The organism is Desulfuromonas svalbardensis (assembly GCF_055389415.1).
The window spans coordinates 2,707,903-2,722,210 of sequence record NZ_AP042416.1 but is presented as its reverse complement, the minus strand read 5'-3'; the positions used below and the strand labels follow the sequence as shown (position 1 = coordinate 2,722,210).

The window sequence follows — 14,308 nt, the reverse complement described above, 5'->3', positions numbered from 1 at the left end:
AATGATAGATCAAGAACGTGCAGAATTGATGGAAATTATTCGCGAATTGTCCTATGAACAACGAGAAGTCACCCTCGCATCGGGCCGTAAAAGCAATTTTTATTTTGATGGCAAACAGACAACTCTTCACCCACGTGGATCCGTTCTCGTTGGCCGCGCTTTCTATGCTGCTTTGAAAAACTTTTCTGATGACGTTGACGGTGTTGGTGGTTTAACCCTCGGTGCTGATCCGATTGCTACGGCAACATCAATGATTAGTTCTCTTGAAGGTGAAGCTGTACCTGCTTTTATTATCCGTAAGGAGCCTAAAGGTCATGGTACTGGACAGTGGCTTGAAGGTCGCAAAAATGTACCTCCCGGATCAAAAGTTGTCATTGTTGAAGATGTTGTCACAACAGGTGGCTCATCTATAAAAGCGATTGAGCGTGCTGAAGCTGAAGGTCTGGTTGTCCTTGGTGTGATTACGCTGGTTGACCGCGAAGAGGGTGGACGTGAGGCCTTTGAGGAATTGAATGTTCCCTTTTTTGCTATTTTTACCAAAACTCAAGTCGCTGGGTAAACACTTATTTTGTTTAGGTTGGTTAGTTTTTTTGGACCAAACGCCATAATAAGGGATTCGCTGATGACACAGGTTAATGCTAAACGACAATCTCTGACGATTGTAATAGCTATAGCATTTAGCATGGTTCTCTTTTTTTATTCATTTGGTCATTGTGAATGTTACGAAGGGGATGGCGATACGGCCCAAGTGTCGCGAACACTGAATGTTTTTGATAAAATAAAGGTGGACGGAGCCTATACCGTTACTGTTAAACGAGGCGAGTTAGCTCAATGTTTGTTGCGGGGTGATAGAAATTTATTATACCGTGTTATGACTCAGGTTGAGAATGGCCAACTGATGATTCGCAATGATGGTTCATTAAGGATGAAGCAACCTTTGGAAATTGAACTCCAATTGCCAAAATTGATTGAGTTTTCTGCAAATGGGGCTCATGAAATCACGATTGTTGGAATAGAAGAGGACGTTTTTTCGCTTATTCTTAATGGCGCAAACCTTGCGAAGGTTACCGGTCAAGTTGGCGCATTACAGTTGCAGCTTGATGGTTCGTCAATTTTACAAGGTGAGAATTTACACGCATCCTCTATTGATATCGTGGCGACGGGAACTACTTTGGCACAGGTTAGTGTTGAGAATTCGTTAACGGTTAAAGCGACAGGTATTTCAGATGTAATCTATTCTGGCGAACCTTCATCTGTTGTTGTTGAATTGTCGGGACTGGCAGAACTGACCACTGATAAGTAAATATTTTTATGAAATTTAAAGGGGGAGGGTGTGAGTCAACAGACTATTGTTGAGCATCCTCCTTTTTTATTGGTGTACACCGGTATTTAAAAATTCACTTTCAAGCCGCCACCCTTGTTCTGTTTTGAGCATTACATACTTTTTATGATAAGAAAGACGGTCGCCTGCCTTAAATTGACCATATTGTAACAATTGGCCCATGAGCTTAAAACTCGATTCAATAGCTCCAATCGGTGATTCAGCAGCTTCTTGACCAATCTCCTCAGAAATTGATTCTAAACTTTTTCGAAAAACAAGATCATAGCTCACTTCAGCAATATATCGGCCATCTGATTGCATAAGACCATTGATTTTCTTGAAATTTTTAAATAGAAATATTTTTTCGCCACCATCTTTCAACGCAACTTTAGCTATCTGTATTTTTATTTCAGCGTCATTTGGTGCAGAGTTGCAGGCTGTTAAGCCGAAGACCAAGAGGCATATGAGCAAGATGTTTCGCATAAGATCCTTTCAATTATCGGTTTTTTGTTGGCGCTAAAAAAAGGGTGATGTCAATTACTTAAAATGTAAAGGCGGTGCATGATTGCACCGCCTTTTGGGTGTCGATTGCTACTTTTTAAGCGTTGTTTGTTGTAGATAATTAAAGTAGTCATTGTCTGTCGATAAAATAAGTCGACTGTTTTGACCAATTGTTTTCTGGTATGACTCAAGGGTTCTTAGGAAACGGTAAAAATCAGGTTCTTGATTGTAGGCTGCAGCATAAATTGCGGTCGCTTCTGCATCAGCATTACCGCGAACCTCTTCAGCCAAACGATACGATTCTGAACTGATTTTCTTCAATTCTTTTTGCATCTGGCCAAGGATATCCGCTTTTTCTCCTTCCCCTTCGGAGCGATACTGAGCAGCCACTTTGTTACGCTCAGAGATCATCCGCTCATAGACCCGCTTTCGAACTTGTTCAACGTAGTTGATCCGTTTGAATTGAATATCGATGAGTTCTATCCCATATTCAGGAGAACTTAATTGTGCTTGGGCTAATAGGTCATCTAACACTCGGTCGCGACCGACGAGTTCACGGTCTAAACTTGATGCAGCATCATCTGCGGCATTGTCTTGTTGATCCGTTGGTTCTTGATAATCATCGCCACGAACAAGTTCAGTCAGTAGGTGTCCTGAAACGGCATCTCTCACAACGGAGTCAATAATATCATCGAGCCGGCTTTGGGCACCACGTTCGGTTGCCACGGTTGTGAAAAATAGCAGGGGATCGACAATCCGCCAGCGTGCTGTGGTATCAACCCAAATATATTTTTTATCACTCGTCGGAATTTGATTCGGATCCGCGTCCCAATTCAAAATTTGCTTGGAGAAGCGGTTCACATCTTGAATCACTGGAATTTTAAAGTGAATGCCAGCAGTGTAAATTTTGCCAACCGGTTTACCGAACTCTGTAACAAGAGCTTGTTCCGCTTCGTTAACGACAAAAAAAGCACTTTGCCCGATGAGAATTATCAGGACAATGATTGGTAGAATCAATCTTTTCATCGTGCACCTCCAGTCACAACATCTTTACGCAGTGGCAAGAGGGGTAATACTCCTGCATTCTTGCTATCAATGACATAGAGTTCTTCGATCTGAGGTAGAACTTTATCCATGGTTTCTAAGAATAATCTTTGTCGTGTTACTTCAGGTGATTTTTTGTACTCGGTGACCATGGCATTAAAGCGCTCGGCTTCACCACGGGCACGGTTTACCCGTTGCAATGCATAACCTTCCGCTTCAAGAATGCGACTGCTGGCAACGCCTCGAGCTTTAGGAACTTCACGGTTGTATTGTTCGCGTGCTTGAAAAATGAGACTCTCTTTTTGTTGTTCCGCTTCGTTAACTTCGTTAAAAGCTGCTTTAACTTGTTCTGGTGGATTAACATCTTGGAATTTGACGGTTACAATTCGAATGCCGATATCGTAACTATTTAAGATATCTTGTAGGCCATCTTCAACTTTGAGTGCTAAATCCGCACGCTCAGTGGTCAACACTTGCGCGACATTTGAGTTGCCAATCACTCGGCGCACGACAGCTTCAGAGAGATCACGGATCGTTGCTCTTGGATCAGCGATATTAAAGAGAAACTTTTCAGGGTCAATGATTTGATATTGAACAATCCATTCTACATCACTGACATTCAAATCGCCGGTAAGGGTCAACGATTCTTCGCTAAAATTTTGGGTGCTGTAGTTACTCCGTATGCCTGCATTCTCTGTGCGGAAGCCGAACTCCTCCTTGAGTACGCGGCCTGTTTTAACAAGATAAACTTGGTCGATCCCAAACGGTAGCTTCATATGTAGCCCAGGTGCTGCTGTGCCAATTGATTTACCCAAGCGTAGTAAGACACCTGTCTCTTCGGTGTCAACCTCATAAAAAGCACTTTTACCGCCAATAAGTAACAATACAGCGACAACAATGAGGATAATTAATTTTTTTGGCGGGCCACCGTTACTTTTAATCTTTTTTGCCGCCAAGCGAAATGCTTGTTCGAGGGGATCCTGTCGAGGTTCCCATGGACTTTGTGACATAAAGTGTACTCCTTGTTATGTGAATGAATGTACGTTCTGTATTAACCGACCTCATTATAAATACGTTGTCTAAATTCAACCCCGAGTTCGGTTGCAATCTGCTCACAGGCTTCAATGTCAATACCAGGAACTGTAACGGCAGAAGCAATGACCTCCGGGATATACCGTGGAGCTAAGCGGATAAACTCTTTAACCGCTGCATAACTGTCAGGGCCATAACTAGATTGGCAAATTTGTTGGTAGTGTTGAGCATCTGGAGCATTGAGTGATATTGAAACTTCATCAATCAAACCCTCTAGTTCAGGTAAAATATTACGTTGATGGACAAGGTTCGCTTGACCATCAGTATTAATGCGAACAATGGTGTTTTGTTTTTTTAGCCAAGTTGATAGCTGCTTAATGAGATCTAAACGTAGTAGTGGCTCACCGTAACCACAAAAGACAACTTCTTCATAGAGAGTTGGGTCACCTATCGCTGCAATGACCTCCTCAAAATCAGGTTCATGATCAAGTTTTAGTTGATGACCTTTGACGTTGAAATCACGAAATTTGGCACAGAAGGTACAGCTGTTGGTGCAACGGTTGGTGATGTTCAAATACAGCGAATTGCGAATTCGGTAGGCAATTTTGCTCGCTTGGTCAACCTGACCAACACCGAATAGCTTATGAGCATTTAAACTTGTTATTCGCGCGATATCAGTTAGCGTTAGTCCTTTGATCTCAGCAATTTTTTCTGCTGTTTTAACGACATACGCTGGCTCATTGCGCTTTCCACGCCAACTTTGTGGAGCAAGGTAAGGGCAGTCGGTTTCAACGAGAATATGTTCGGTAGGAATTTGACGAATGATCTCTCTTATCTCTTCGTTTTTTGGATAGGTAATTGTTCCTGTAAACGACAGATAAAAACCCATATCAATGCAGCGCTTTGCCATCGCTAGGTCACCGCTAAAACAGTGAAGGACTCCGCCTAATTTTTGCGCATTTTCTTCATCTAATATTTGCATGACATCATCATGAGCTTCACGATCGTGAACGACAATCGGCAAATTACACTGATGTGCCAGTTGAATCTGTTGGCGAAATGCACGATGTTGTTGGTCATGAGGACAACGGTTACGATAGTAATCAAGGCCAATCTCACCAATTGCGACCACTTTTTTTTCTTGTGCAAGAAGGCCGAGTTTTATGAGTGTTTCTGGTGTTAGTTGCGCTGCATCATGAGGATGAACCCCTACTGTTGCATAGAGATTCGGGTGAGTATGACTCAGGTCAACGCTGGCTTGTGAGCTTTCAAGGTCACAGCCAACCGTTATAATGGTTTCAACACCATGATCTTTGGCGTTTTTGATAACGGTATTGAGGTCATCTTTGAAACGTTCACCATCTAGGTGTGCGTGGGTATCTATGAGAGTCGGGGACATGCTGTACTCCTGAAAATAATAAGGACGCCATCGCGTCCTTATTATTTATCGTGTATTTATATTTCTTCAAATTCAATTTTGCCGAACTATTCTTCAATACGTGGGAACATTGGTGCGGCTTTTTCGATGGTGACGCCGGCTTTTAATCCGCCCCATTGGTCTTGATTGTTTAATGCTAAATTTTGTCCATCTTGACCAAGAATATTAAGAATTTGTGTCGCTGTATCAGGCATAAATGGGCCGACGAGCAGGCCAACAATTCGAATTCCTTCTAGTAAATTATACATTACCCCGCCGAGTTGTTCCTTTTTGTCCGCATCTTTTGCTAGAGCCCATGGTGCCGTATCATCGATATATTTGTTGGCACTGCGAATAAGTTCCCAAATACTCAGTAATGATTTATTGAAGGCTAAATCATTCATCTGCTTGTCAATAATATCAATTTTCTCAGGAAATTGATTGATGAAATTCTGATCAAATTCGGTTGCTTCACAAGGCTCAGGCAATACTCCGTTAAAATATTTGCTGAGCATCGCTGTGGTTCGGCTGACTAAGTTACCTAGGTCATTAGCTAAGTCAGAATTGATGCGATGCACCAAAGATGTGTGTGAAAAGTCTCCATCAAGACCAAAAGGAACTTCACGCAGCAAAAAATAGCGGATAGGGTCTACACCATATTTATCAATCAACATATTGGGTTCGACGACATTCTGCATGCTTTTACTCATTTTTTTTCCTTCAACTGTCCACCAGCCGTGAGCAAAAACTTTTTCAGGTAACGGTAATCCGGCGGCCATAAGGAAGGTCGGCCAGTAAACGGTATGGAAACGTAGAATATCCTTACCAATAACATGAACGCTTGCTGGCCAAAATTCAGCAAATTTCCCCTCTTTATCATCTGGGTAGCCTAAGGCGGTAATATAGTTATTAAGTGCATCAAACCATACGTAGACCACATGTTTATCGTTGTTGGGTACAGGAATACCCCATGAAAAACTTGTTCGTGAAATGGATAGGTCACGGAGTCCTTCACGGATGAAACTCAACACTTCATTGCGCCGCGAACGGGGTTGAATGAATTCTGGATTATTTTCGATATGGTCAAGTAATTGTTGCTGGTATTTACTCATGCGGAAGAAGTAAGACTCTTCCTTCAGCTTATCGGTAGGGCGACCACAATCGGGACAGCAGCCGTCAATCAGATTTGTTTCAGTCCAAAATGTTTCGCATGGTGTGCAGTACCAGTCCTCATAGGAGCCGAGGTAGATATCGCCAGTAGCTTCAATTTCAGAGAATATTTTTTGAACACCTTCTTTATGGCGCTGCTGTGTGGTGCGAATAAAGTCAGTATTGTTGATGTTGAGTTTTTCCCATAGGGCAGCAAAGCGTTGCATGACGCGGTCAGCAAGTTCTATAGGAGTTTCGCTGTTTGCTAATGCTGCTTTTTCAACTTTTTGTCCATGTTCATCTGTACCCGTTAGGAAAAAGACATCGTATCCACGAGCTTTTTTATAGCGTGCCAAAACGTCACAAGCGAGAGTTGTATAAGCGTGACCAATATGTGGAACATCATTGACATAATAAATAGGGGTAGTGATGTAAAATTTCTTGTTCATGGATGCTCCTGCTATGGTTTACGTGGTGGCCGACGACGGTTGCGGCTACGACGTTTAATTGATTTTGTTTCTCCATTTTCATCGAGTGCTGGTTGAGCACCTTCTTGATTAAGCTGTGTTGAACCTGTTTTCTCTTGTCCTTGGTCGCGGTTTTGATTTCTTTCTGTTGGTGACTGAGGCTTTTTGTTTGTCCGTTGTCTTTGCGGGCGCTGTGGTCTTTGTGGCCGATCTGTTTGGCCATCCTGAACGTGTTGCCCATCTTTTTGGGGACGTGTAGGACGTTGAGCTGCTGTAGGTTTGTTATCTACCGCAGCTTTAGCTGGACGAGTATTTGCAGGTTTATTGCGATTGGGCCGTTGTTGACGCGGCTCGTTCGTTTTACCCGCAGCATTTTCCTCATGGGACTTCGTCCCTTTTTGTGCACGATTAGGTCGATTGTCGCCCCTGGTTTGACTTTTAGGATTGTTTCTTGATGTTTTTGGGTTTCCTGATGAGCGCTTATCGTCACTTTTCGTAGCGTTCGATTCAGTTTGGCCGGATTTTGCTTGAGGGCACTTACAGCTGGATAGTTTACTCATCGGGATGTTGGTGATCACTTTCCCTTCAGAACGTACTGTCACTGTTTGTGCTAGTGTTTGTGATGAAAGAACTTCTGCAGCTTTACCTTCAACAGAAACTTTTGTTCCTTGCTTAGGTAAATTTTTAGACATCGTGCAGTAGTTTTCATATTCATAGCCTAGACAACACAAAAGACGACCACATTGGCCCGAAATCTTGGTTGGATTAAGTGCCAGCCCTTGCTGCTTAGCCATTCGAACCGAAACAGGGTGGAAGTCTGTTAGAAAGGTACAACAGCAGAGTTCGCGGCCACAGATTCCAATACCGCCGATTAATTTCGCTTCGTCACGCACACCAATTTGGCGCATCTCAATACGCGTGTGAAAATATTGGGCGAGATCTTTAACGAGTTCACGGAAATCAACACGACCATCTGCCGTAAAATAAAAAATTATTTTAGAACCATCAAAGAGATATTCGGCTTTGACGAGTTTCATGGGCATTTTTCGTTGGCGAATGCGCGCGAAACAATAATCGAGCGCTTCATTCTCCTTCGATGCACTAATTCGCGCCATGTTGATATCGGATTCAGTTGCGATGCGAAGAACTTTTTTTAAATCTGAAGGGAGCTCCGATTTTTGGACAATACGTGCCTCACGAACGATTGTTCCGAGCGCACGGCCTCGTGTTGTTTCAACAACAACTTCGTCGTTTAAGGCGAAATCCTGATCGTTAGTGTCAAAATCGTATTGTTTTCCAGCCGAACGAAATTTTACGGTAACGAGAGTTTTTCTCTCATCGTTCTCTGGTGTTTCAAGTGTTATATTTTCTGTTGTCATAGCGTATTAGTTCGCTTTGTATTGAATAGAATAATGTTGTGTGAAAAAGTGCGTTTTTATAGATACTACACACTGTCAAATAATACAGGTCTTATCTGACCATAATGGATAATTGTTTAATCTAACGTATTCATTGCTGACAGGCAACGTCTTAGTGGCTGCCTATGGTTTTTCTTTGAATGTCGTAGTTTTATATGTATGGACGACGTTAATCCGTTAAGCGTGTCAGTAGAACTTCGAGTGCTAGTTGTCGGTTAACGTTGCGTAGGAAATGTTTTTGACATTCTAGAATTGCAGTCAACTTTCTCTGGATAGAGAGATGAGTTTCTTTTTCAGCTTGTTTACGTAGGTGGTGTTCCATGTCTATGTTGGTCATAAGTGTTGGAGACGCTTGGTGGACGAGGAGAAATAGGTCACGGTAGCAACTTAGTAGGATCCAAATTAAGTCATCGTGCTGTTCTTTGTCTGCCGCAAGCTTTTCGGCAAACTCAAGCATTGGTACAATGCTTGCTGAGGAAAGGGCAGTGATTGTTTTGAAGATGTCGATCCGTTGTTGAAGGAAAAACTCTCGGTCACTACCGAGGGCTTTTTTGAGGCTTCCTTCAGAGAGGGCGGCAATGATCTGACTTTCACCTTCATCGATATTTTGATCAATTAGAATGGTGCTGATTAGGGTTTGGTCTAGCCGTGCAAATGGCAGCTTTTGACAGCGTGAGCGAATTGTTTCCATCACCTTGTCTGGGTGAGCACTGATGAGGATTAGCAAAACGTCTACTCTTGGTTCCTCTAACGTTTTGAGTAGGGCGTTGCCCGCCGCAGGGTTAAGCTTCTCAGCATCATCGATTAAGCAGATACGGCGAGGTGCTTCTAGGGGCGGGTGGGACAACTCTGTTTGCAGTTGGCGTATTTGTTCAATCTTTATTTGAGCACCGTCTGGCTCAATAATGTGGAGATCGGGGTGATTATTATGGGCTAAGCGCTGGCACGCGGCACATGTGCCACATCCTGATTGTTGGTCGCAAAATATTAACCGTGCGAGTGCCGTTGCCATGAGTCGCTTACCAATTCCTTCAGCTCCGGTAAAGAGATACGCATGGGCAAGTCGCTTCGATGTCCACGCTTGTGCCAACTGTTTTTTTTGACGATCATGGCCGAGTATGTTGATAAAGGGCATCGTGGTTATTTAACGCTTAGACGAGTGTTTAAGAGGGGAAGCAGGGTTGAAGAAATACGGTGATATACTTCATCAAAATCTCCCGTTGCATCTATGACTTTAATTCGATCGCTTTGTTGTTGGCTAAATAGCAGGTACGCATCGCGAATGCGTTGATGAAATTTAAGAGATTCTTGTTCAAATCGGTCTTCGTCCAGTGTTTCACTCTGGGCGTTGCGGTTGCGAGCGCGTCCGAGTCCATCCTGCACAGGTAGATCAAGCAGTAGTGTTACATCGGGGGTAGTCCCCTGACAGGCGTAGTGGTTGAGTTGATTGATGATTTCCAGATCAAGATGTCGACCATAGCCCTGATAGGCTAACGTGGCATCACAAAAACGATCACATAGAACAATTTTGCCTTGATCCAGGGCAGGGCGAACCACTTGAGACATGTGTTGGGCACGGGCTGCCGTATAGAGGAGGAGCTCGGTCTCTGGCACCATTGAATCGTTTTTTGAGTCAAGAAGAATAGATCGAATTTTATCTGAAATTTGACATCCCCCCGGTTCACGGGTAACAACAATGTCAAGGTTCTGTTGCCGTAAGGCTTCAGCCAGGCGGGTGATTTGAGTTGTTTTCCCACATCCTTCAATCCCTTCAAAGGTGACGAATAGTCCAGTATTTTCTTCCATGTTTTCCTCTTGAATCTATATTTTGATAGCCTGTTTCTGTTAGGGCAAGGCATGGCATCGTATGATGTCAGATGAAGTTAACGTAGTGTCTTTGAGATTTGTTCACCTATTATAGTGACGGAAACGTCTGACGCAAGGGAAATCAAGCACAGGTTAAGTGTTGTTGTCATGTTAACATGCCATTGCTTTGCTGGTGGAAATCGCGTAGTATTATATGTTTGGTGTTGTTTTTGAAGGATGTCACGGAGAATTCTCGTGGATTATGAAAAATTATTAGATGCGTTGCAGCAACGTATCGGTTATCAGTTTCAAGCAATTGAGCTATTAAACAATGCGTTGACTCATAAATCATTTGCAAATGAGCAATTACGTGATCCCACTGCGTGTAATGAACGTAAAGAGTTTTTGGGTGATGCCGTTTTAGATTTAGTTATGGCCGATGTATTGTACCATAATTATCCAGAGCTTCCAGAAGGTGAATTGTCTCGCATTCGATCTGAGTTAGTTAGTGCTACGGCATTAGCACGAGTTGCTCGTCATTTGAATTTGGGGAGCTGTTTGCGTTTAGGCCGAGGTGAATATAAAAGCGGTGGTCAAGATAAGGATAACTTGCTTGCGGATGCACTGGAGGCTGTTTTTGGTGCAATATTCCTCGATTCCGGATGGGGGTCAGCTCGAAGCGTCCTTGATGCACTGTTTCAGGGTGGTGTGGTTCAGGTCGCTGGGCGTAAATCGCAGGATTTTAAGACACGTTTTCAAGAACTGGCACAGGCTCGTTATTCGCAAGCGCCAATTTATGACTTAGTTGAGGTCACGGGGCCGGATCATCAACGTGAATATACAGTTTCTGTCGTGTGTGATGGACAACTTCTTGGACAGGGGCACGGTAGTAGTAAAAAAGCTGCTCAGCAGCAAGCCGCACGTGTGGCACTTATTGCGCTAGAGGTCGAAATGCCCTCAAGCGAAATATTGTAAATATTAATAGATGAAGATCATCATGCATGGTCAACGGAGAACTAGATAGCGTGGAAGTAACTAAAGAATTTAAATCAGGTTTTGTATCGATCATTGGTCGTCCTAATGTAGGAAAATCGACGTTACTTAATCAGATCCTTGGACAAAAAATTGCTATAACAGCGAACAAACCACAGACAACGAGAAATCGTATTCTTGGTATCCATACCACCAACGATGCCCAAGTGTTGTTCCTTGATACCCCTGGTATTCATAAAGCGACAGGCAAGCTTAATAAATATATGGTTGACCAGGCCCTATCTGCATGTCGTGGGGTTGATGCGGTTCTTTTTTTAGTTGAGGCCACAGACCGAGTTGGCGGTGGCGATGATTATATTCTCGACCTACTCGCTCAGAGTGAATTGCCGATTTATTTGGTGATAAATAAGGTTGATTTGGTAGCAAAAGACAAATTGTTGCCGTTAATCCAGGCGTACTCAGAGCGCTTTAAGTTTCAGGAGATCATCCCAGCAGCAGCAGCGACAGGAGAAGGGGTTGAGCGCATTACCTCCTTAGTGACTCAATGTCTGCCTACTGGACCGATGTACTATCCAGAAGATATGGTTACTGATTTGCCCGAGCGCTTTATTGTCGCAGAGATGATACGAGAACAAATTCTACATCGGATTCACCAAGAGGTTCCCTATGGTGTTGCGGTGCAGGTCGAAACGTTTGAAGAGCGGCCAGGGAAAAATCTCGTCGCAATTCAGGCTGTTATTTATGTCGGTCGCGATGCTCATAAACGTATTTTGGTTGGCAAGGGCGGTAGTATGATTCGAACCCTTGGCCAAGAATCGCGGCGTGAAATTGAAACCTTTTTAGGTACACGTGTTTTTCTTGAGCTATTTATTAAAGTAAAGAAAAACTGGATGGATTCAGATCGCATGATGCGCGAGTTTGGTTACGAGTAGGTCGATTGCACTCCAAAAAAAATAAGGAAAATGGTGAAATAAATGTCCGTTGTTGCAATTGTTGGCCGGCCAAATGTCGGCAAATCGACCCTGTTTAATCGAATTATCGGTCAGCGAAAAGCGATCGTAGAAGATTTCCCCGGTGTTACTCGTGATCGTAATTATGCAGATGTAACGCGCTACACAACACCTTTTACATTGATTGATACCGGTGGATTTGAGCCGGTCAGTGAAGAGCGAATGTTAGTCCAAATGCGTGAACAGTCACAGTTAGCTATCGAAGAAGCTGATGTGATTTTATTTGTTCTGGATGCGCGTGAAGGGCTCACTCCTTCAGATCAAGAAGTTGCTGGAATGTTGCGTCGTATTAAGAAGCCAATCTTTTTTGTCGTTAACAAGGTTGATGGTGAGCGTCAGGAAGAGGAGGCTATTGAGTTTTATGGCTTAGGGATCGAAGAATATTTTCCTGTTTCGGCCGAACATGGACGCGGTATCAGCGATCTGATGGATCAGGTTGTTGGTCTTCTTCCGCCAGCTTTTGTCGATGATCCGGCAAGTGGTGAAGTTCGTTTAGCTGTTATTGGTCGTCCTAATGTGGGCAAATCATCCATTGTTAATAAAATGCTCGGTTATGATCGTGTTGTTGCTAACCCGGTAGCGGGGACTACACGCGATAGCATTGACACTCCCTTTATATACAATACAAAGCCCTATACCTTGATTGATACAGCTGGGATTCGACGCAAGGGACGCGTAAGCCAAAAGTTAGAAAAATATTCGATCATTCAGGCATTAAAAGGGATGGATCGTGCTCATGTTGTCCTGCTTGTTATTGATGCGGAAGAGGGGATAACCGAACAAGATTTAACCATTGCAGGATATGCGTTTGATCGGGGCCGTGCTATTATTCTGGTGGTCAACAAATGGGATACAGTGATTAAAGATAATCACACCTTGAAAAAATTTACCGAAGAAGTTCGGATGCAGTTCAAATTTCTCCCTTTTGCGCCGGTAATGTTTGTTTCGGCTTTAACGGGACAACGCGTTGGTAAGATTATGGACACTGTTGAGGATGTTGCCGAGCACTTTAATCGTAAGGTGAGTACGTCGCAATTGAATCAGGTGATGAATGCTGCTGAGATGGGCCATCAACCCGCTCTTTACCATGGGAAACGGGTTAAGTTTTTCTATATTACCCAAACGGCTGTGCGGCCACCAACTTTTACTATTTTTGTTAATAAAGAAAAAGGGGTTCACTTTTCTTATCGTCGCTATATGGCGAATAAAATTCGAGAACCGTTTAAGTTTACCGGTTGTCCAATAAGAATTAATTACCGCGATCGCGAAAGAAGATGATTTAGGTTATGGGGTAGTTGTTTTGGGGTTGTTGCCATCCAATTAGCTAGGAGCTGCTATCATGAGTAAAAAGGTTTTGATTGTTGAGGACGAGGAAAGTTTGTTGAAGTTAGCGACGATTCTTATCACCTCACAAGGCCATGAAGTGATTGCTGTCTCTTCTGGGGCACAGGCTCTTGATGCTCTAGCAAAGGAGCGAGTTGATCTTGTTCTGCTGGATGTCATGTTGCCTGAACTCGATGGATTTGAAGTGTGTCGGCGGATTAAGCAAGCATCAGAAACAAAATCGTTGCCAGTTATTATGCTCACGGCGAAGAAAAATCAAGTTGACCTTGATCTCGGTGATGAGGTTGGTGCCGATTGGTATATAACAAAACCTTTTAAGTCAGCGAATGTTATTGAAACGGTTGAGCGGTTTCTTAATGCCAACAATTAGTACTTAGCTTTGCTAACGTTGTGTTTCGTTGACAAAAGTTGTTGTTTGGTGGTATATCCCATGCGACATTGAAGGTCACGTAACTTAATTTTTTACCTATATTTACATTTACACTGGAGGTTCTTTTGTCCAAGGAAGAAGCAATTGAAGTTGAGGGTACTGTCATTGAGCCGTTACCCAATGCCATGTTCCGCGTTAAGCTAGATAATGATCATGTCGTTCTTGCTCATATCTCTGGGAAAATGCGTAAGTTTTATATTCGTATTCTCCCTGGTGACCGAGTTACGGTCGAGTTGTCACCTTATGATCTAACACGTGGTCGCATTACTTATCGCGAAAAATAATGTAGCTGCACCCATTTAACGTACAAAAGATATTCTCCTTGTCGAGCCAATCAATACTGATTGGCTCAACACGTTGTGTATATAAAAAAGGC

Annotated in this window: 15 protein-coding genes; 7 read left to right on the top strand and 8 right to left on the bottom strand. The window is 43.2% G+C overall.

The window, feature by feature from the left end:
* Window position 1: 1 nt before the first annotated feature.
* Entirely contained in the window at window positions 2-559 is a 558-nt protein-coding gene (gene pyrE, locus ACZ5KY_RS12235) for an orotate phosphoribosyltransferase (protein WP_464244179.1), read from the top strand.
* Between the two features lie 63 nt (window positions 560-622).
* Window positions 623-1,303: a GIN domain-containing protein gene (locus ACZ5KY_RS12230; protein WP_464244178.1), complete on the top strand. Its 681-nt coding sequence runs from the start codon at window positions 623-625 to the stop codon at window positions 1,301-1,303.
* 66 nt (window positions 1,304-1,369) lie between these two features.
* Here ACZ5KY_RS12230 and ACZ5KY_RS12225 read toward each other — a convergent pair whose 3' ends face one another.
* The 8 genes from ACZ5KY_RS12225 to tmk all read right to left on the bottom strand — a co-directional run bounded on the left by ACZ5KY_RS12225 (window position 1,370) and on the right by tmk (window position 10,155).
* Window positions 1,370-1,804 (bottom strand): hypothetical protein, encoded by a 435-nt coding sequence (locus ACZ5KY_RS12225; protein ID WP_464244177.1) that lies wholly within the window; start codon window positions 1,802-1,804, stop codon window positions 1,370-1,372.
* A 108-nt stretch (window positions 1,805-1,912) separates the two neighbouring features.
* Complete coding sequence (hflC, locus tag ACZ5KY_RS12220) at window positions 1,913-2,848, bottom strand: protease modulator HflC (protein WP_464244176.1); 936 nt, start codon at window positions 2,846-2,848, stop codon at window positions 1,913-1,915.
* Window positions 2,845-3,876 (bottom strand): FtsH protease activity modulator HflK, encoded by a 1,032-nt coding sequence (gene hflK / locus ACZ5KY_RS12215; RefSeq protein WP_464244175.1) that lies wholly within the window; start codon window positions 3,874-3,876, stop codon window positions 2,845-2,847. Before hflK ends, hflC begins: the two co-directional genes overlap by 4 nt.
* Window positions 3,877-3,917: 41 nt before the next feature.
* Window positions 3,918-5,297: a TatD family hydrolase gene (locus ACZ5KY_RS12210; protein WP_464244174.1), complete on the bottom strand. Its 1,380-nt coding sequence runs from the start codon at window positions 5,295-5,297 to the stop codon at window positions 3,918-3,920.
* A gap of 86 nt (window positions 5,298-5,383) precedes the next feature.
* Window positions 5,384-6,913 carry a methionine--tRNA ligase gene (gene metG / locus ACZ5KY_RS12205; protein WP_464244173.1) on the bottom strand — a complete coding sequence of 510 codons (1,530 nt, stop codon included), beginning with the start codon at window positions 6,911-6,913 and terminating at the stop codon, window positions 5,384-5,386.
* A gap of 11 nt (window positions 6,914-6,924) precedes the next feature.
* Complete coding sequence (locus ACZ5KY_RS12200; RefSeq protein WP_464244172.1) at window positions 6,925-8,310, bottom strand: PSP1 domain-containing protein; 1,386 nt, start codon at window positions 8,308-8,310, stop codon at window positions 6,925-6,927.
* Window positions 8,311-8,518: 208 nt separating this feature from the next.
* Window positions 8,519-9,484, bottom strand: coding sequence for a DNA polymerase III subunit delta' (holB, locus tag ACZ5KY_RS12195; RefSeq protein ID WP_464244171.1), 966 nt, complete (start codon window positions 9,482-9,484; stop codon window positions 8,519-8,521).
* A 5-nt stretch (window positions 9,485-9,489) separates the two neighbouring features.
* Window positions 9,490-10,155 carry a dTMP kinase gene (tmk, locus tag ACZ5KY_RS12190; RefSeq protein ID WP_464244170.1) on the bottom strand — a complete coding sequence of 222 codons (666 nt, stop codon included), beginning with the start codon at window positions 10,153-10,155 and terminating at the stop codon, window positions 9,490-9,492.
* Between the two features lie 255 nt (window positions 10,156-10,410).
* On the opposite strand from tmk, the gene rnc reads away from it, so the two are divergent.
* The 5 genes from rnc to infA all read left to right on the top strand — a co-directional run bounded on the left by rnc (window position 10,411) and on the right by infA (window position 14,216).
* Window positions 10,411-11,130, top strand: coding sequence for a ribonuclease III (rnc, locus tag ACZ5KY_RS12185; RefSeq protein ID WP_464244169.1), 720 nt, complete (start codon window positions 10,411-10,413; stop codon window positions 11,128-11,130).
* Window positions 11,131-11,156: 26 nt separating this feature from the next.
* Window positions 11,157-12,080, top strand: coding sequence for a GTPase Era (gene era / locus ACZ5KY_RS12180; RefSeq protein WP_464244168.1), 924 nt, complete (start codon window positions 11,157-11,159; stop codon window positions 12,078-12,080).
* Window positions 12,081-12,122: 42 nt separating this feature from the next.
* Window positions 12,123-13,436, top strand: a complete 1,314-nt coding sequence (der, locus tag ACZ5KY_RS12175) for a ribosome biogenesis GTPase Der (RefSeq protein ID WP_464244167.1) — start codon at window positions 12,123-12,125, stop codon at window positions 13,434-13,436.
* A 58-nt stretch (window positions 13,437-13,494) separates the two neighbouring features.
* A complete protein-coding gene (locus ACZ5KY_RS12170; RefSeq protein ID WP_464244665.1) occupies window positions 13,495-13,872 on the top strand; it encodes a response regulator transcription factor in 378 nt (125 codons plus the stop codon).
* Between the two features lie 125 nt (window positions 13,873-13,997).
* A complete protein-coding gene (infA, locus tag ACZ5KY_RS12165) occupies window positions 13,998-14,216 on the top strand; it encodes a translation initiation factor IF-1 (RefSeq protein WP_464244166.1) in 219 nt (72 codons plus the stop codon).
* The last annotated feature ends 92 nt before the right edge of the window (window positions 14,217-14,308 follow it).

Bases quoted from the DNA above. Each gene is read 5' to 3' on its own strand.
- pyrE (WP_464244179.1), top strand. From the start codon at position 2: ATGATAGATCAAGAACGTGCAGAATTGATGGAAATTATTCGCGAATTG.
- ACZ5KY_RS12230 (WP_464244178.1), top strand. From the start codon at position 623: ATGACACAGGTTAATGCTAAACGACAATCTCTGACGATTGTAATAGCT.
- ACZ5KY_RS12225 (WP_464244177.1), bottom strand. From the start codon at position 1,804: ATGCGAAACATCTTGCTCATATGCCTCTTGGTCTTCGGCTTAACAGCC.
- hflC (WP_464244176.1), bottom strand. From the start codon at position 2,848: ATGAAAAGATTGATTCTACCAATCATTGTCCTGATAATTCTCATCGGG.
- hflK (WP_464244175.1), bottom strand. From the start codon at position 3,876: ATGTCACAAAGTCCATGGGAACCTCGACAGGATCCCCTCGAACAAGCA.
- ACZ5KY_RS12210 (WP_464244174.1), bottom strand. From the start codon at position 5,297: ATGTCCCCGACTCTCATAGATACCCACGCACACCTAGATGGTGAACGT.
- metG (WP_464244173.1), bottom strand. From the start codon at position 6,913: ATGAACAAGAAATTTTACATCACTACCCCTATTTATTATGTCAATGAT.
- ACZ5KY_RS12200 (WP_464244172.1), bottom strand. From the start codon at position 8,310: ATGACAACAGAAAATATAACACTTGAAACACCAGAGAACGATGAGAGA.
- holB (WP_464244171.1), bottom strand. From the start codon at position 9,484: ATGCCCTTTATCAACATACTCGGCCATGATCGTCAAAAAAAACAGTTG.
- tmk (WP_464244170.1), bottom strand. From the start codon at position 10,155: ATGGAAGAAAATACTGGACTATTCGTCACCTTTGAAGGGATTGAAGGA.
- era (WP_464244168.1), top strand. From the start codon at position 11,157: ATGGTCAACGGAGAACTAGATAGCGTGGAAGTAACTAAAGAATTTAAA.
- der (WP_464244167.1), top strand. From the start codon at position 12,123: ATGTCCGTTGTTGCAATTGTTGGCCGGCCAAATGTCGGCAAATCGACC.